General features: G+C 57.0%; 29 protein-coding genes and 1 pseudogene. All 30 read right to left on the bottom strand.

Annotation, left to right across the window (positions count from 1 at the left end; genetic code table 11):
- Positions 1-9: 9 nt before the first annotated feature.
- Positions 10-633 carry a 30S ribosomal protein S4 gene (gene rpsD, locus VLX68_16020; GenBank protein ID HUI93750.1) on the bottom strand — a complete coding sequence of 208 codons (624 nt, stop codon included), beginning with the start codon at positions 631-633 and terminating at the stop codon, positions 10-12.
- A gap of 14 nt (positions 634-647) precedes the next feature.
- Positions 648-1007, bottom strand: a complete 360-nt coding sequence (gene rpsK, locus VLX68_16015) for a 30S ribosomal protein S11 (GenBank protein ID HUI93749.1) — start codon at positions 1005-1007, stop codon at positions 648-650.
- A gap of 320 nt (positions 1008-1327) precedes the next feature.
- Positions 1328-1711 (bottom strand): 30S ribosomal protein S13, encoded by a 384-nt coding sequence (gene rpsM / locus VLX68_16010; GenBank protein HUI93748.1) that lies wholly within the window; start codon positions 1709-1711, stop codon positions 1328-1330.
- Positions 1712-1738: 27 nt separating this feature from the next.
- A complete protein-coding gene (gene rpmJ, locus VLX68_16005) occupies positions 1739-1855 on the bottom strand; it encodes a 50S ribosomal protein L36 (GenBank protein ID HUI93747.1) in 117 nt (38 codons plus the stop codon).
- A gap of 98 nt (positions 1856-1953) precedes the next feature.
- Complete coding sequence (gene infA, locus VLX68_16000) at positions 1954-2172, bottom strand: translation initiation factor IF-1 (protein ID HUI93746.1); 219 nt, start codon at positions 2170-2172, stop codon at positions 1954-1956.
- A 26-nt stretch (positions 2173-2198) separates the two neighbouring features.
- Positions 2199-3524, bottom strand: a complete 1326-nt coding sequence (gene secY / locus VLX68_15995) for a preprotein translocase subunit SecY (protein ID HUI93745.1) — start codon at positions 3522-3524, stop codon at positions 2199-2201.
- Entirely contained in the window at positions 3517-3972 is a 456-nt protein-coding gene (gene rplO / locus VLX68_15990) for a 50S ribosomal protein L15 (protein HUI93744.1), read from the bottom strand. Before rplO ends, secY begins: the two co-directional genes overlap by 8 nt.
- Positions 3973-3974: 2 nt before the next feature.
- On the bottom strand, positions 3975-4169 hold the full coding sequence (gene rpmD, locus VLX68_15985) for a 50S ribosomal protein L30 (protein HUI93743.1): 195 nt from the start codon (positions 4167-4169) through the stop codon (positions 3975-3977).
- Between the two features lie 3 nt (positions 4170-4172).
- Positions 4173-4685, bottom strand: a complete 513-nt coding sequence (gene rpsE, locus VLX68_15980; protein ID HUI93742.1) for a 30S ribosomal protein S5 — start codon at positions 4683-4685, stop codon at positions 4173-4175.
- A 102-nt stretch (positions 4686-4787) separates the two neighbouring features.
- Entirely contained in the window at positions 4788-5156 is a 369-nt protein-coding gene (gene rplR, locus VLX68_15975) for a 50S ribosomal protein L18 (GenBank protein HUI93741.1), read from the bottom strand.
- A gap of 39 nt (positions 5157-5195) precedes the next feature.
- Positions 5196-5735 (bottom strand): 50S ribosomal protein L6, encoded by a 540-nt coding sequence (rplF, locus tag VLX68_15970; protein ID HUI93740.1) that lies wholly within the window; start codon positions 5733-5735, stop codon positions 5196-5198.
- 31 nt (positions 5736-5766) lie between these two features.
- A complete protein-coding gene (gene rpsH / locus VLX68_15965) occupies positions 5767-6159 on the bottom strand; it encodes a 30S ribosomal protein S8 (protein ID HUI93739.1) in 393 nt (130 codons plus the stop codon).
- Between the two features lie 38 nt (positions 6160-6197).
- Positions 6198-6383, bottom strand: a complete 186-nt coding sequence (locus VLX68_15960; protein ID HUI93738.1) for a type Z 30S ribosomal protein S14 — start codon at positions 6381-6383, stop codon at positions 6198-6200.
- A gap of 28 nt (positions 6384-6411) precedes the next feature.
- Positions 6412-6951 carry a 50S ribosomal protein L5 gene (gene rplE / locus VLX68_15955; GenBank protein HUI93737.1) on the bottom strand — a complete coding sequence of 180 codons (540 nt, stop codon included), beginning with the start codon at positions 6949-6951 and terminating at the stop codon, positions 6412-6414.
- A gap of 20 nt (positions 6952-6971) precedes the next feature.
- A complete protein-coding gene (rplX, locus tag VLX68_15950; GenBank protein HUI93736.1) occupies positions 6972-7289 on the bottom strand; it encodes a 50S ribosomal protein L24 in 318 nt (105 codons plus the stop codon).
- A 17-nt stretch (positions 7290-7306) separates the two neighbouring features.
- Positions 7307-7675: a 50S ribosomal protein L14 gene (gene rplN / locus VLX68_15945; GenBank protein ID HUI93735.1), complete on the bottom strand. Its 369-nt coding sequence runs from the start codon at positions 7673-7675 to the stop codon at positions 7307-7309.
- A 34-nt stretch (positions 7676-7709) separates the two neighbouring features.
- Complete coding sequence (gene rpsQ / locus VLX68_15940) at positions 7710-7967, bottom strand: 30S ribosomal protein S17 (GenBank protein ID HUI93734.1); 258 nt, start codon at positions 7965-7967, stop codon at positions 7710-7712.
- Between the two features lie 192 nt (positions 7968-8159).
- A pseudogene (rpmC, locus tag VLX68_15935) lies at positions 8160-8345 on the bottom strand (50S ribosomal protein L29).
- A gap of 4 nt (positions 8346-8349) precedes the next feature.
- Positions 8350-8769, bottom strand: a complete 420-nt coding sequence (gene rplP / locus VLX68_15930) for a 50S ribosomal protein L16 (GenBank protein HUI93733.1) — start codon at positions 8767-8769, stop codon at positions 8350-8352.
- 15 nt (positions 8770-8784) lie between these two features.
- On the bottom strand, positions 8785-9459 hold the full coding sequence (rpsC, locus tag VLX68_15925) for a 30S ribosomal protein S3 (protein ID HUI93732.1): 675 nt from the start codon (positions 9457-9459) through the stop codon (positions 8785-8787).
- 11 nt (positions 9460-9470) lie between these two features.
- Positions 9471-9812, bottom strand: a complete 342-nt coding sequence (gene rplV, locus VLX68_15920; GenBank protein ID HUI93731.1) for a 50S ribosomal protein L22 — start codon at positions 9810-9812, stop codon at positions 9471-9473.
- 27 nt (positions 9813-9839) lie between these two features.
- On the bottom strand, positions 9840-10148 hold the full coding sequence (gene rpsS / locus VLX68_15915; protein HUI93730.1) for a 30S ribosomal protein S19: 309 nt from the start codon (positions 10146-10148) through the stop codon (positions 9840-9842).
- Positions 10148-10975: a 50S ribosomal protein L2 gene (rplB, locus tag VLX68_15910; GenBank protein HUI93729.1), complete on the bottom strand. Its 828-nt coding sequence runs from the start codon at positions 10973-10975 to the stop codon at positions 10148-10150. Before rplB ends, rpsS begins: the two co-directional genes overlap by 1 nt.
- A gap of 32 nt (positions 10976-11007) precedes the next feature.
- Positions 11008-11298 carry a 50S ribosomal protein L23 gene (locus VLX68_15905; protein HUI93728.1) on the bottom strand — a complete coding sequence of 97 codons (291 nt, stop codon included), beginning with the start codon at positions 11296-11298 and terminating at the stop codon, positions 11008-11010.
- Positions 11295-11924 carry a 50S ribosomal protein L4 gene (gene rplD / locus VLX68_15900; protein ID HUI93727.1) on the bottom strand — a complete coding sequence of 210 codons (630 nt, stop codon included), beginning with the start codon at positions 11922-11924 and terminating at the stop codon, positions 11295-11297. Before rplD ends, VLX68_15905 begins: the two co-directional genes overlap by 4 nt.
- Positions 11925-12000: 76 nt before the next feature.
- Positions 12001-12633 carry a 50S ribosomal protein L3 gene (gene rplC, locus VLX68_15895; GenBank protein ID HUI93726.1) on the bottom strand — a complete coding sequence of 211 codons (633 nt, stop codon included), beginning with the start codon at positions 12631-12633 and terminating at the stop codon, positions 12001-12003.
- Between the two features lie 42 nt (positions 12634-12675).
- The gene (rpsJ, locus tag VLX68_15890; protein HUI93725.1) at positions 12676-12984 is read right to left on the bottom strand and encodes a 30S ribosomal protein S10; all 309 of its coding nucleotides are present in this window, start codon (positions 12982-12984) and stop codon (positions 12676-12678) included.
- 60 nt (positions 12985-13044) lie between these two features.
- Complete coding sequence (fusA, locus tag VLX68_15885; protein HUI93724.1) at positions 13045-15129, bottom strand: elongation factor G; 2085 nt, start codon at positions 15127-15129, stop codon at positions 13045-13047.
- Between the two features lie 185 nt (positions 15130-15314).
- Positions 15315-15785, bottom strand: coding sequence for a 30S ribosomal protein S7 (rpsG, locus tag VLX68_15880; protein ID HUI93723.1), 471 nt, complete (start codon positions 15783-15785; stop codon positions 15315-15317).
- Between the two features lie 9 nt (positions 15786-15794).
- Positions 15795-16169 (bottom strand): 30S ribosomal protein S12, encoded by a 375-nt coding sequence (gene rpsL / locus VLX68_15875; GenBank protein ID HUI93722.1) that lies wholly within the window; start codon positions 16167-16169, stop codon positions 15795-15797.
- Positions 16170-16206: the final 37 nt, after the last annotated feature.

Genomic DNA, 16206 nt, shown 5'->3' with positions numbered 1-16206 from the left:
TCTCCTCTGTTATTTGGAGTACAGTTCCACGACCAATTGTTCCTGGACGGTGACCGGGATGTCGGCGCGCGCGGGCAGCCGCACGACGGTCCCCGACAGCTGGACTTTGTCAACCGACAGCCATTCCGGGACATCCTTCGCGGCCTTGAGCGCGCTGTGGATGACCTCGAGGGTTTTGCTTTTTTCGCGGACCGTCACCACGTCGCCTTCCTTGAGCTGGTACGAAGGGACGTTGACGTTCTTGCCGTTTACCTTGAAATGGTTGTGCAGCACCAAAAGCCGCGCCGCGCTGCGCGACGGGGCGAATCCGATGCGGTACACGATGTTGTCGATCCGCATCTCGAGCATGCGGAGCAGCATCTCGCCCGTCACGCCCGTGCTTTTCGACGCCTTTTTAAAATATTGGTGGAACTGGCGCTCGAGAATGCCGTAGATGCGGCGCATCTTCTGCTTCTCGCGGAGCTGCGCGTTGTATTCCGACGTTGAACGGCGCCGCTTCGTCATGCGCATTCCCGGCGGATAGGGCCGGCGATCCACGGCGCATTTTTCCGACCTGCAACGCTCGCCCTTGAGCATCAGCTTCACGCCTTCCCTGCGGCATTGCCTGCACCGCGGGCCATGATACACTGCCATAGTTGTTACTCCTCTTATACCCTTCTTCGTTTTGGTGGACGACAGCCATTATGAGGAATGGCCGTATAATCTTTGATTGCCGTGATTCTGAGCCCGGCTGCTGCGAGCGCCCGTATCGAGCTCTCCCGGCCGTTTCCCGCGCCCTTGATATGCACTTCTATTTTCCGAACGCCGGCGTCGAACGCGGCCTTGCCAACGGCTTCGGCCGCGATCTGCGCGGCAAAGGGTGTGCTCTTCCGCGAGCCCTTGAACCCGGATTTGCCGGGCGATCCCCACGCCACCACGTTGCCCTGCATGTCCGAAACGTTGATGAGCGTGTTGTTGAACGTCGCCCTTACGTGCGCGATGCCGTCGGAGGCGACTTTTTTCCGGATTTTCTTTACGACCGGGGCTTTTTCTTTGCCTTCGCCCTTCGCTTCGGCACCGTCCTCGGCTCCCTGTTCGGTTTTCCGCTCGGGCCTGCCTTCGGCACCGCGCTCGCCCTTTTTCTCGGGTTTGCCCTCTGCGCCGTGCTCGGCTTTCTTCTCGGGTTTGCCTTCGGCCGTATGCTCGCCTTTTTTATCAGGCTTGCCTTCGGCGTGTTTCTTCTCAGGTTTGTCGGCAGCGTGTTCGCCCTTTTTCTCGGGCTTAGCCTCTGCCTTTCCTTCTTTCTTGCTTTCTGCCATTGTCGTGGTACCCCTTATATTTTCAACCGTTATCCTTTAGACGGCGCTTTTTTCTTGCCGGCGATGGTTTTGCGCGGACCCTTGCGTGTGCGCGCATTGGTGCGCGTGCGCTGGCCGCGCACCGGCAGCTGCTTGCGGTGCCGTATGCCGCGGTAGCAGCCGATGTCCATGAGACGCTTGATGTTGAGGCGGACGTTTGACCTCAGGTTTCCCTCCACCGTGTATTCGCTGTCGATGATCTTGCGGATACGGTCGAGCTCGTCCTCAGAGCAGTCTTTTACCTTTTTGTTCTTGTCAACGTTCGCCTTTGCGCAAATCTTAAGCGCCGACGATCTCCCGATGCCGAAGATATAGGTGAGAGCAACCTCGCACCGTTTGTTGTTCGGTATCTCAACTCCTGCCACACGTGCCACTGCCGGACTCCTTTCTCAGGCGCTGCGTCAGCCCTGGCGCTGCTTGTGTTTGGGGTTTTTCGAGCAGATGACGCGCACCACGCCCCGCCGCTTGATGACCTTGCAGCCGATGCACATTTTCTTGACCGACGCTCGTACTTTCAAGATATCACTCCTATCAAGAGTTCCAGGTTTCAAGTTCCAAGTTTCAGGTAGTCACTTTGTTTTTGAACTTGGAACCTGAAACCTGGAATTCGGAACTTCTATTTGTATCGGTACACGATTCTGCCTCTTGTCAAGTCGTACGGGGAAAGTTCAATAAGCACCTTGTCCCCGGGCAGAATGCGTATGTAATTCATTCTCATCTTGCCCGAAATATGGGCAAGGATCTCATGCTTGTTTTCGAGCTCGACGCGGAATGAAGCATTGGGCAGGGTCTCAACCACTGTACCTTCCACCTGTATTGATTCCTGCTTCGACATACTTCCGGCCGTGCTCCCCTGTCCGGTTAATAATACCGCCTGCCGCGCAGACGGCCTTTCTTAAGGAACCCTTCGTAATTATGCATCTGTAAATGATATTCGAGCTGCTGCAGCGTATCGAGCGCCACGCCCACGACGATGAGAACGCTCGTGCCGCCAAAGTAAAACGAAACATTAAACGCGCCGAGAATCAAAAAAGGCACCACCGACACGAACGCGAGGAAAATCGCGCCCGGCAGCGTGATGCGCGTGAGCACGCTGTCGAGGAATTCGGCGGTCTTCTTACCCGGCCGTATGCCCGGGACAAATCCGCCCGACTTCTTGAGGTTGTCCGCGATGTCCATCGGGTTAAATATAATGGCGGTGTAAAAATAGGTGAAGAAAATCACCAGGAGCGCGTACAGCGAGTCGTGCACGGGCCTGCCGGGCAGAAACAGGTTGGTGAAATCCTCCATCACCTGCGACTCCGGGAAGAAATTCTTGAGCATGCTGGGCAGGAACATGAGCGATGACGCGAAAATGATCGGGATGACACCCGCCATGATCACGCGGAGCGGCAGCACCGTGTTTTGGCCGGCGTACATTTTTGTCCCTACCACTTTTTTCGGCGTCTGTATGGGAATGCGGCGCTGCGCCTGGGTAAAGAGCACGATGAACGCTGTCATGCCGAAAACAATGGCGAGCACGACGAGTTCAAGGAACAGGTTCCTTGTTCCCGCGACCACCTGCTGGATCTCCCTGAACACCGCGGTGGGGATCCTGTCAACGATGCCGATGAAGATGATAAACGAAATGCCGTTGCCGATTCCCCTGTTGGTGATTTGTTCGCCCAGCCACATGATCAGGACCGTGCCCGTGGTGAGGCTCACCGCGGTCACAAAGGTGAACACGGGCGGGGCGATCCCGGGAATCACGGCGTGCTGTCCGGTGGTCGGCGACACGATACTCTGGAGAAAAACGCTCACGCCGATGGCCTGTATGAAGGAAAGGAGCACGGTGCCGTAGCGGGTGTATTGCGTGATTTTTTTCCTGCCCTCGCCGCCCTCGCGCTGCAGCTTGTGAAAGTAGGGAAAAACGGTTGCAAGCAATTGGATGATGATCGATGCGCTGATGTACGGCATCACGCCCATGGCAAACACGGTGGCCTTGCCGAATGCGCCGCCCACGAACATATCATAGAGGCCGAACAGGGTGTTCTGCGACTGGGCCCAGAATTCGGCGAGCACATTGGAATTGATGCCTGGTGTGGGAATATGTCCGCCGATGCGGTAAATAAATATAATAAGAAGGGTAAACCCAACCTTCTTGCGGAGGTCCGGTATCCTTAGGATATTCTTGAAGGTCTCAAGCACTCGCGACTACCTCGGCTTTCCCTTTTGCCTTTTCAATCTTCTCGCGCGCCGATTTCGAAAATGCCTGTGCCTTGACTGTCACGCTTTTCGCGCAGTCGCCGTTGCCCAGGATTTTCACCGGGTCTGTTTTCGACCGGATGAGCCCGTTGTCGAAAAGCCACTCGGCCGTGACCTCTTTGTCGGCCGGCTCCATGCTCACGATGTCGCCGATATTGACAATCTGGAACTTCTTGCCTTCTGGACCGGCAAAGCCGCGCTTGGGTATCCTGCGGGTGAGCGGCGTCTGTCCGCCCTCAAAGTACAGCTTTTTCTTGGTGCCCGAGCGAGCGCCTGCGCCCTTGTGCCCCCGGCCCGCGGTCTTGCCGTTGCCCGAGCCGATGCCGCGGCCGCGGCGTTTGGAATCCCTGGTGCAGCCCGGTGCCGGGTGCAGTTCATTGAGTCTGAACATGGTTATGCGCCTTCCTTGGCTTCGGTGACCTCGACAAGGTGCTTCACCACCCCGATCATGCCGCGCAGGGCAGGCGAATCGTTGTAGGTCTTTTCGTGCCTGATGCGGCGCAGCCCGAGCGCCTTGAGGGTCCGTTTTTGCGGCGTGATGTTGCCGATGCAGCTCTTGACTTGTTTTATCTTTATCTTTTTCGCCATGCGTTATTCCGCCTTTGCCTCTTCCGCTTTTACCACTTCGGGGATCTGCCGCAGCTGCCGCACCTGATCGCGGGTCTTGAGCCGAAGCAGGCCGTTCATGGTGGCCTTGACAACGTTGTGCGCGTTGGTGGTGCCGATGCATTTTGTCAATATATTGTGAATGCCCACCAGTTCGAGCACGGCGCGCGCCGGCCCGCCCGCGATGACGCCGGTGCCGGGGCCCGCGGGTTTGAGCAGGATGCTTCCCGCGCCGAAGGTGCCGATGATCTCATGCGGGATGGTGCCGTTCACCACGCTGACCGTGACAAGGTTTTTCTTTGCGTTTTCAACGGCCTTGCGGATCGCGTCGGTGACGTCATTGGCTTTTCCCATGCCCACGCCGACCGTACCGTTTGAGTCGCCTACCGCAACGAGCGCGTTAAAACCGAATCTGCGGCCTCCCTTGACCACTTTGGCGACCCTGGTCACCGCTATGAGTCTGTCAAGAAGTTTTCCTTCTTCGCCCGTTTCGGCCATTTTTCCTTGGTGATCCAACTGAGACTCCTTGTTAACAAAACTTTTTACTGGATGCCTTATCCATTTAAAATCTGCGGCATCTCTTTTTCTGCTTACTACATATTAGAATTGCAGGCCTTTTTTGCGCGCTGCATCGGCGAGCGCCTTTACACGGCCGTGATAAGCATACCCTTTGCGGTCAAACACGACTTTCTCGATCCCTTTTGCCTTGGCCTTTTCCGCGATGAGATCGCCCACGAGTTTTGCCACCTCGGTCTTTGAGGTTTTTTTCTTGTCGGTAATTTTTCCCAGGATCTCCTTGGAGGTGCTGCCGGTCTGCACAAGCGACTTGCCCGACAGGTCGTCAACGATTTGGGCGTACATGTGGCTCAGGCTTCTGCGCACACAGAGTCTCGGCCGCTGCGCGGTGCCTGCTATCTTTGTCCGTATGCGGTTCGCCCGTTTCTGCCGGCTGTCTGACTTTTTCTTCATAACGCTGCCTTGATCTCCACGTATCTTTCGCGTGATTGTTTACTTGCCTGCGGCCTTGCCCACCTTGCGGCGGACATGCTCGTCGAGATATCTAATTCCCTTGCCCTTATACGGTTCCGGTCCCCTGATCAAACGGATTTCGGCGGTCGTTTCTCCCACCGCCTCCTTGTCGATGCCTTCGATGATGATGCGGGTGGCCGTTTCGGTTTTAAAGGTGATTCCCGGGGCCGGCTTGATCACGACGGGATGTGAATATCCCACCACGATGTTGAGATCCTTCCCCTTCATTTCGGCCTTGTACCCGACTCCCTGTATGTCAAGCGTCTTCTTGTAGCCGGCGGTCACGCCCATGATCATGTTGTTGATGAGAACGCGCCACAGCCCCCATACCGACTTCGACAGGCGGTCGGCCGCGTCGGCCGTGCAACGCACCTCGTTGTTCTCCACGGAAAGCTTGACAGCCGGGTGCGCTTTTTTCACAGCGGTTCCTTTGGGTCCCTTCACCGATACCGTGCTGCCCTCTATTTTAACCTCGACTCCCTTGGGAATCGGAATCGGTTTTTTTCCTATGCGAGACAAATTACAGCTCCCCGTTGAAAAGTTCCAGGTTTTACCACACCATGCCGATTACTTCGCCGCCCATGTTCATTTTCCGGCAGTCGGCGTCGCTCATGACGCCCTTGGATGTTGAAATAATGGTGAGCCCCATGCCGTTCATCATCTTGGGAACCGAGGCGGCGCGCGAATACATCCGAAGCCCCGGCGTGCTCACGCGCCTGAGTCCCTGGATGGCGTTCTCCATCCGGTCGTTATACTTGAGCAAAATCTTAATGGTGCCGTGGCGGCCGTCGTCGACAAACGCGTATTTTGCGATAAAGTGGTTTTCGAACAGCAGCCGCGTGATTTCCTTCTTGAGATTCGAGGCGGGAACGCTCACGGTCCTTTTCTTGGCCTGTATCGCGTTTCGTATCCTCGTGAACATGTCAGCAATCTGATCCGTCATGCCTTGTCCCCTTTATTCCTGCAAAATAGAAAAACCGTTTACCAGCTCGCCTTGACCACGCCGGGAATCAGGCCGTTGAGCGCCATTTCCCTGAAGCAGATCCTGCACAGGCCGAATCGCCTGAGATAGCCGCGCTTGCGGCCGCACCGCCTGCAGCGGTGGTATCGGCGCGTTTTGAACTTGGGCGTCTTTCTGCATTTTTCCATTATCGCTTTTCGTGCCACTCGTCATTCTCCCTTAGTAAACGTGAACCTATTTCCTGAACGGCATGCCCATTTCTTCGAGAAGGGCAAGGGCAAGCTCGTCCTTGCCGGCCGTAGTGCATATGCAGACGTCCATGCCCGTGATGTTCGTGATCTTGTCGCGGTCGACCTCCGCGAACACGATCTGCTCCTTGATGCCGAGCGTGTAGTTGCCGTGTCCGTCGAACGATTTCCGCGAGATTCCCTTGAAATCCCTGATGCGGGGCATGGTGATGGAAATGAGCCGGTCGAAGAATTCGTACATCCGCTCTCCCCGCAGGGTCACCTTGACGCCGATGGGAAGGTTCTTGCGCAGCTTGAAATTGGAAATCGCCTTCTTGGCCCTGGTAATGATCGGCTTCTGGCCGCTGATGTTCTGCAACACGGTCACCGCTTCGTCAATGAGCTTCGAGTCCTGGATCGCCTTGCCCACGCCCATGTTCAGCACGATCTTGTCGAGCCGGGGCACCTGCATGACGTTCTTCAGGCCGAACTTCGTTTTAAGGGCGGGAATCACCTGTGTCTGGTAGAACTCCCGAATCCTCGGCAGTTTTTTCTGTTTGTCAGTGTTCAATCGATCAGCTCCTTAGCCTTTTTTGAATACCGCACCCGTTTCCCCGAGTCAAGAGTCCTCATGCCGACCCTCGTCGCCTTCGACGTCTTCGGGCACAGCAGCATGAGGTTTGACAGATGAATGGACGCTTCTTTTTCGATGATCCCGCCCTGCTGCACCTTCCGGCTCGGCTTGGTATGGCGCTTCACCATGTTCCTCGCCTCGACCACGGCGCGGTTCTTCTTGGGCATCACCTTGATGATCCGTCCGGTTTGTCCTTTATTGTCGCCCGACACGATCATGACCGTGTCGTTTTTTCTCAACCGCAATGGCATAGTGTCAATCTCCCCTGTTACAGCACTTCCGGCGCAAGCGACACGATGCGCATGAATTGTTTGTCGCGCAACTCGCGCGCCACGGGGCCGAAAATACGCGTGCCCCGGGGCTCGTTCGCGTCATTGATGAGCACCGCCGCGTTGTCGCTGAAACGGATGTAGGTACCGTCGTTGCGGCCGTATTCCTTGGTGGTGCGCACGATCACCGCCCGCGCCACCTCGCCTTTCTTGACCGCGGTGTTCGGAAGCGCGTTCTTCACGGAAACGATCACGACGTCGCCCACGTACGCGTAACGGCGCCTCGTCGCGCCGAGAACCCTGATGCATTCCACCTTGCGCGCACCGGAGTTGTCTGCGACGTTCATCTCGGTATGAACCTGAATCATTGTGTCCTCATCATGCTGATATCGGTAACCTGTATTATTTCGCCTTTGTCAGGATCTCACGCACGCGCCACCGCTTGGTCTTCGAAAGCGGACGCGTCTCCACGATCTCCACGATGTCTCCCACGGCGCACTCGTCCTTCTCGTCGTGGGCCACGAATTTCTTGTTGGTGCGGATGGTCTTGCCATACTGGCTGTGGATAAAGCTGCGCGCCACGCTCACGATGACGGTCTTGTCCATCTTGTCGCTGACGACGACCCCGACTCTCGATTTTCTCATGTTCCGCTCAACCATTCTCACCTCTTACTTCGAAGACGCTTTTGCTTTGTGTTTGGTGTTCGCTTTCGCCCTGGTCTTTTCTTTCGGCTTGGCCTTGCCTTTTGACCTTGCCTCGGGTTTCGGTTCCGGCTTCTGGGCATGTTTTACTTTTTGTTCCTCTTTCGTCTGGACTTCTGCCTTGGGGGCGGATGGGGTCTGCTCTCCGCGTTTTTCGTTAATCACGGTATTTACCCGCGCGATGTCCCTTCGCACGGCCCTGAGCCGCAGCGCGTTGCTCAGCTGGCCCATTTTCGCCTGGAAACGCAGGTTGAAAAGCTCCTCCTCGAGGGACGCCGCCTTCTCCTGCAGTTCCTTCACCGCCAAATGCCTCATGTCGCGTGCTTTAAGTCTCATGGTGCTATCCTATTGTTTCTTCGATCTCAATTAACCGCGAGCGGATGGGGAGCTTCTGCGAGGCGAGCCGTATGGCCTTTTGGGCCACGTCGGCCTTGACGCCCGCCATTTCGAACATCACGGTGCCGGGCCTGACAACCGCGACCCACCCTTCGGGGATGCCCTTGCCTTTTCCCATGCGCGATTCGGCCGGATGCTTCGTGTAAGGTTTGTCGGGATACACGCGGATGAAAATTTTCCCCCCGCGCTTGAGGAACCGTGCCATGGCGATACGCGCGGCCTCCATCTGCTTGCTGTCGACCCATCCGGGCTGGACTGCCTGCAGGCCGTATTCCCCGAACGCAAGGGAATTGCACCGCGTTGCCTGGCCCCGCATGCGTCCCCGCTGCTGCTTTCTCCACTTTACTTTCTTCGGCGCTAACATTTCCCTTGTCCCTCCCTATGCGGCGTTCGCAGGTTCCTTCTGTTTCGCGGCGTTTTTCTCGGCGCGGTTGATCACTTCGCCCTTGCAGATCCAGACCTTCACGCCGATGCACCCGTAGGTCGTCACCGCGGTGGCGGTGGAATAGTCGATCTCGGCGCGCAGGGTGTGCAGCGGAACGCGGCCCTCCTTGAACATTTCGCGCCGGGCGATTTCCGCGCCGTTGAGCCGGCCGCTCACGCCGATCTTGATGCCCTCGGCGCCCATGCGCAATGCCGTGGCGATGGACTTCTTTATTGCCTTCTTGTACGAGACGCGCTTTTCGAGCTGCCGCGCAATGTTGTCGGCGACAAGCTGCGCGTCCATTTCGGGCTTCTTGACTTCTTTTATGTTAATCTGGATTTCTTTCTGCGTCAGGTGCTGCAGCTCACCCTTGAGCCGCTCCACTTCCTCGCCTTTCTTGCCGATCACGATGCCGGGACGCGAGGTGTGTATGGTGACCGTGACGCGCTTGGCCGTCCGCTCGATCTGGATGAACGAAATGCCGCCGTGCTCGAGGCGCTTCTTGAGATAGTTCCGCACCAGGAGATCTTCATAGATGTAGTCCGACATCTTGTCCCTCGTGTACCAGTTGGAGACCCAGGTCCTCGTGATGCCGAGCCGTAGACCGATAGGATTCGTTTTCTGACCCACCATTACCCCTTTCAGTTCGACACAACGACTTTGATGTGGCACATCCGCTTGAGGATCCGGTAGGCGCGTCCCTGCGCCCGCGGCCGGAACCGCTTGAGGGTGGGCCCGTTGCCCACTTCGATGGCCTTGATGCGCAACTCGTCAACGTTGATGTGCGCGTCGGCGTTCTTGTGCTGCAGATTCGCCACGGCGGACTTGATGAGCTTGGCAATGTCCTTTGCCACGGTCTTTTTCGTGCCGAATTCAAGCAGGCTTAACGCCTCGCCCACCATTTTCCCCCGCAGGGCGTCCGCCACGAAGCGGGCCTTCCGCGCCGTTTTGCGCAGAAATTTACAAGTCGCAACTGCTTCCACTGTTTATCCTCCAAAAACTCCGGTTCGTTATGATGCCGCCGCCGCTTGCTCTTCCGTCATTCCGTCGGTCGCCTTGATATGGCCGCTGTGGCCCCTGAAGGTCCTGGTCGGCGCGAACTCGCCGAGCTTGTGCCCCACCATGTTTTCAGTCACGTACACGGGAATGAACTTGTTCCCGTTGTGGACCGCGAACGTCAACCCCACGAATTCGGGCAGGATGGTGGAACGCCGCGACCAGGTCTTGAGCACTTTCTTCTGCCCCGACGTATTCATCTCGTTCACCTTTTTCGCGAGATGCTCGTCGACAAAAGGGCCTTTTTTTATTGAGCGGGCCATTACTTGGTTCTCCTGCTGATGATGTATTTGCTCGACAGCTTCTTTCTCGTGCGCGTCTTGAGCCCCTTGGCCTTCTGCGCCCACGGCGACATCGGGTGGTTGCCGCCCTTGGACTTCGCCTCGCCGCCGCCCATGGGATGGTCGACCGGGTTCATGGCGACGCCGCGCACGTGCGGACGCCAACCCATCAACCGCTTGCGGCCGGCCGAGCCCAGCACCACGTTCATGTGCTCGATGTTGCTCACCTGACCGATGGTGGCCGTGCACTTCTCGCGGATGTTGCGGATCTCGCCCGAGGGAAGCCGCAGCTGCACCATGTTGTTCTCGCGCGCCACGATTTCCGCGTAGGCGCCCGCGCTCCGCGCCATTTGGCCGCCCCTGCCTTCTTTGAGCTCTATGTTGTGCACCATGGTGCCCGACGGCATGTTGACGAGCGGCATGCAGTTGCCTTCGGCGATTTCGCAGGTGTCGGAAGAAATCACCTTCATGCCCGGCTTCATGTTCGCGGTGGCGAGAATATAGCGGCGCTCGCCGTCAAGATACTTGACAAGAGCGATGAAGCACGAGCGGTTCGGATCGTACTCGATGGTCTCTACGGTGCCGGTAATGTTTTTTTTGTCGCGCCTGAAATCGATGATGCGGTAATATTTTTTCTGCCCGCCGCCGTGGTGCCGCACTGTGATGTGTCCGTCGCTATTGCGGCCGCCCATTCTCTTTTTTGCCACGCACAGAGGCGCGTAGGGGCTGTCGGTGGTCAGCTGCGCAAAATCCAGCGTGTTCTTATACCGAAGCACCGGCGTTAGCGGCCGATAGGTCTTGAGAGCCATAATTTCTCCGTTATACTTTAGTATCCTGTTATTTACACTTCGCCGAATTTGCTGATGGTCTGCCCGGCAGCCACCTTGACAATCGCCTTTTTCCAGTTCGGGCGGTAGCCTGCGAACCTGCCCTGCTTTTTTTTCTTTCCCTTCACCACCATGGTGTTCACCGACAGCACCTTGACGCTGAAAAGCTTTTCCACCGCCTCCTTGATTTGCGGCTTGGTGGCGGTGGGCATGACCTCAAAGACGTATTTGTTCTGCGACGCCCGCAGCTGGGTGTTCTTCTCGGTAATGGACGGATACCGGATGATCGAATGATAGGTGCTCACTGCGCGTACGCCTCCTCGATCTTCTTCACGATCGCTTCGGATCCGAACACAATGGCGTCGTTGCTGAGCACGTCGTAGGCATTGATCTCGGAGACCGGTTTCAGCGTGAGGTTCTTTATGTTCCTGCCCGAAAGGTAGATGTTCTTGCTTGCTTGGTCGATCACGAGCAGCGTCCGTTTGTCGGCAAGGGAAAGCGCCCCGATCATCGCGGCGATGGTCTTGGTCTTCGGCGCGTCGCATGTGATGCCCGCCACCACAGAAACCTTTTCCTCTTTCGCGCGTGACGAAAGCGCGGACGTGAGCGCGATTCTGCGCATGGTCTTCGGAATGTGACGGTAATAATCTCTCGGGACCGGGCCGAAGGCCTTGCCGCCGCGCACCCAGATCGGCGAGGTGTTGGAGCCGGCGCGCGCGTTGCCGGTGTGCTTCTGCTTCCACGGCTTGCGGCCGCCGCCGCTCACTTCCGACCTGCCCTTGGTCTTGGCCGTGCCCTGGCGCTGGTTGGCCAGGTAGGTCTTGACAACAAGGTACATCACCTGCTCGTTGACATCTGCGTTAAAGACGCTGTCGGCCAGGGCCATCTCGCCCTTGACCTTGCCGTCCTGCGTAAAAACTTTGGCTTTCATGAGTTTCTTGCCTTTATTTTCCTGCCGCGTTCACCGTTCCCCGTTTTGAACCTCTGAACCTTTGAACGGCGAACCTTTACTTCTTAACCACTTTGCTGATGAAAACGATTCCCCTGTTCGGGCCGGGGACCGCACCCTTGAGCATCACAAGGCCCGCTTCTTTGTCAAGCGCCATCACCTCGAGGTTCCTCGTGGTGACCTGCGCGTTTCCGTAATGGCCTTCCATGCGCAGGCCCTTGAGCACGTGGCCCGGCGTGGTGTTGGCGCCGGACGATCCGCGGACGCGGATGGACTTGCTGCCATGGGCTGCGGGGCCACGATGAAAATTATATCGCTTGATGGTTCCGGTGAAGCCGCGTCCCTTTGAGGTGCCTACCACGTTGACGAACTTGACGTTCTCCAGCACTTCGAGGCCGATCTTCTGGCCGGGCGTCAATTTTTCTTCCGCCGAATCGAGCTTGAATTCCTTGATGACCCTGGTCGGCGTCGAATTGTGCTTCTTGAAATGTCCGGCAAGGGGCTTGTTCACCTTCTTGTCGGAAACGACGTCGTAGCCGAGTTGCACCGCGCTGTAGCCGTCGTTCTCCATGGTCTTCACCTGGTGCACGACGTTTCCCTCGGCCTGTATCACGGTTATCGGGATGAATTTCCCGGTGTCCTTCGAAAACATCTGGGTCATCCCGATCTTTTTTCCTATTATTCCCTGCATAGCGTGTCCTGTGTTGAATACACCTTGTATGGAGTCGTGTTGTTATACCTTGATCTCAACGTCAACGCCGGCCGGCAAGTCAAGCTTCATCAGCGAATCCACGGTCTGCGGCGTTGATTCGAGGATGTCAATGAGGCGCTTGTGGATGCGGATCTCGAACTGCTCCCGCGACTTCTTGTCGGCGTGCGGCGCGCGCAGCACCGTATAGATCGACTTCTCGGTGGGCAGCGGAATGGGGCCCGAAATTCTGGCGCCCGTTCCCTTGGCGGTCCGCACGATGTCGGAGGTCGATTTGTCGAGGATGTTATGGTCGAATGACTTGAGCCTTATTCTGATTCTTTCGCCCGGCACTGTTACTCCTTTTGATGATCGAAAATTTTTATTTGAGAATTCTGCCCTTGTTGTTCCGCCCTACCATATTCTTCCGATGCGTTTGAGAATCTCCTCCTGGACCGCCCTGCTCGTGGGCTCGTAGTGGTCAAACTGCATCGTGTATACTGCTCTTCCCTGTGTCAAAGAGCGCAGCATTGTCGCGTATCCGAACATTTCCGAAAGCGGCGCGCCGCCGTCGATGACCTGCGCGTCCTTGCGTCCCGTGATCCCGCTCACGGTGCCCCGTCTCGCATTGAGGTCGTTGATCACCGCGCCCATGTATTCGGCCGGCACCACCACCTCGAGTTTCATCACCGGCTCCAGGATGGCCGGGCCGCACCGTGCGCACGCGTTCTTGAACGCCATCGAGCCCGCGATTTTGAACGCCATTTCTGTCGAATCGTCTTCGCGGAAGTAAAGTCCCTTCAGCGTGGTGTGCACCCCGGTGAGCGGGTAGCCTGACATCACGCCGCCGCCCGATGTCTCGACAACACCCTGCTTCGCCGCATTGACGAACGCGGCGGGTATGGACTTTTCGGAGATCTTGCTCTCGAATTCCGTTCCGCGTGCGGGATTTATCGGCTCAACGCTCAGCACCACCTTTGCATACTGTGTCTTGCCCCCGATGAGCTGGGACAGTTCAAAAGTCTCAACGGTGCCCGAGCTGATCGTTTCTCTATAGGAAACCTGCGGCTTCCCAATGTGCGCTTCAACATTGAATTCTCGTACCAATCTGTCAATGAGTATCTCCAGGTGGAGTTCTCCCATCCCGGAGATGATCGTCTGCCCTGTTTCGGGATCCTGTTTCACCTTGCACGTCGGGTCTTCGTCCGCCAGCCGTGCAAGCGCGGTGCTCAGCCTTTCCTCGTCGCTCGTGCTTTTGGGCTCGATCGACCGGGAGATCACCGGCTGCGGGAACGTCATCTGCTCGAGCGAAATCGGGTGCTCGGGATCGCAGATCGTGTCGCCCGTCGCGGTGTCCTTGAGCCCCGCGAGCCCCATGATTTCGCCGGCGTGCATGGCCTGCTCCGGCTTCCGCTTGTTCGAATGCATGCGGAAGATCCGGGTGATGCGTTCCCTTGTTCCCGTTCGCGGATTGACAAGGGTGCTCTTCAGGTCTATGACACCCGAATACGCCCGCGCAAACGCCAGGCGGCCGATGTGGGCATCGGCGACGATCTTGAAAACCAGGGCGCAAAACGGTTCGCTGTCCGACGCGTTCCTCGTCACCTCGTTACCGGCCTTCGGGTCAAACCCTCTAACCGTCATTCTGTCAAGAGGACTCGGAAGATAATCGACGATCGCATCGATCAATTGCTGCACTCCCTTGTTCTTGAACGAGGCGCCGCACAGCACGGGATGAATCTTGCCCGCAATGACGCCGGCCCTGACCGCACGCTTGATGCTCGCCTCCGCCGGAGTCTTGTCTTCCAACAGCGTATGCATGAGATCTTCGTCGAAATCGCATATTTTCTCAAGCATCATGTGGCGGTACTTTCCTGCCTCTTCGGCAAATGCCTGCGGGATGTCGCGCTGCGTTACGGTCGCGCCGAAATCCGCCTCGCCGTATCCGTACGCTTTCATCCTCACCAGGTCTATGACGCCGCTGAACGTGTCCTCCTTGCCAATCGGCAATTGGAGGGGAACGGCAGCCGCGCCGAGCTTCTGCTCCATCATCGCAACAACATTCTTGAAATCGGCCCCAACACGGTCCATTTTATTCACAAACGCGATCCGGGGAACGTTGTACTTGTCGGCCTGTCTCCAGACCGTTTCCGACTGAGGTTCCACGCCTCCGACCGAATCGAATATGGCTACTGCGCCATCCAGAACTCTCAAAGAACGTTCAACTTCTATCGTAAAATCCACATGCCCGGGAGTGTCGATAATGTTGATGCGGACGCCCTTCCACTCGGTGGTGATGGCGGCGGAGGTGATGGTGATTCCACGCTCGCGCTCTTGCTGCATCCAGTCCATAACGGTGTTGCCGTCGTCGACCTCGCCGATCCGATGGATGATACCCGTATAATAGAGGATCCGCTCGGTGGTGGTCGTCTTCCCCGCATCGATGTGCGCCATGATGCCGATGTTTCGCACGTTGTTAAGCAGAAATGTCTTTTCCATATCGCATCACGGTCCTTCACCTTGTATACAGCCACGACTCGAAGGCACGCTCGCCTTTTCTGCGTACCCTTCGCTCCCGGACTTTAAAAGAACTATTTGAAGAGGTTCCCCGTTCAAAGGCTCACAAATCAAAAAAAAATCCTTAACGGTGCCCTAAACCTTTGAACCCCTGAACCTTCAAACCGCTACCACCTGAATATCACAAATGCTTTGTTTGCTTCCGCCATCTTGTGCGTGTCGATCTTCTTGCGCACCGCGCCGCCTTCGTTCTTGGACGCCTGGATGAATTCGTTGGCGAGCTTGTCGGCCATGCTCTTTTCGGTGCGTTCCTTGGCATAGGTGATGAGCCACCGTATCGCAAGCGACGTCCTGCGGTCGGACGGCACCTCCACCGGCACCTGGTAGTTGGCGCCGCCCACGCGGCGCGACTTGACCTCCACCGTGGGTTTCACGTTGTCAACCGCCTTCTTGAAAACGCTCAGACCGTCCTGGTTGGTGCGCTTTCCGGCAAGATCGATGGCGTCGTAGACCATGGTCTCGGCAAGACGCTTCTTCCCGCGCCGCAGAAGGTTGTTGATGAACTGCGTTATCAACACGCTCTTGTACTTCGGGTCCTGGACGAATTCGTGCTTATGCGACTTTTTTCTTCTTGACATTTCGTAGTCCTACTTCTTCGGCTTCTTTGCGCCGTATTTGGAACGTCCTCTCCTGCGGTCCTCAACGCCCTGCGTGTCAAGCGCACCCCTGATGATGTGGTACCGCACGCCGGGCACGTCCTTGACGCGACCGCCGCGGGTGAGCACGATGGAATGTTCCTGCAGGTTGTGGCCCTCGCCGGGAATGTAGGCGTTCACCTCGATGTGGTTGGTGAGGCGGACGCGCGCCACCTTCCGAAGCGCGGAGTTCGGCTTCTTGGGCGTCGTGGTGAACACGCGAATGCACACGCCGCGCCGTTGCGGGCATTTCTGCAGCGCGCCTGCCTTGCTCCGGGAAGAGAGTATCCTTCTCCCGTTGCGAATAAGCTGACTGATGGTCGGCACCTAAAAATCCTCCGGAAAAAGACAATTTTTCAAAATA

Source organism: Chitinivibrionales bacterium, from assembly GCA_035516255.1.
GTDB lineage: Bacteria > Fibrobacterota > Chitinivibrionia > Chitinivibrionales > FEN-1185 > FEN-1185.
Note: the sequence above shows the minus strand (reverse complement) of the source record. Positions and strands in the feature narration are given on the sequence as shown.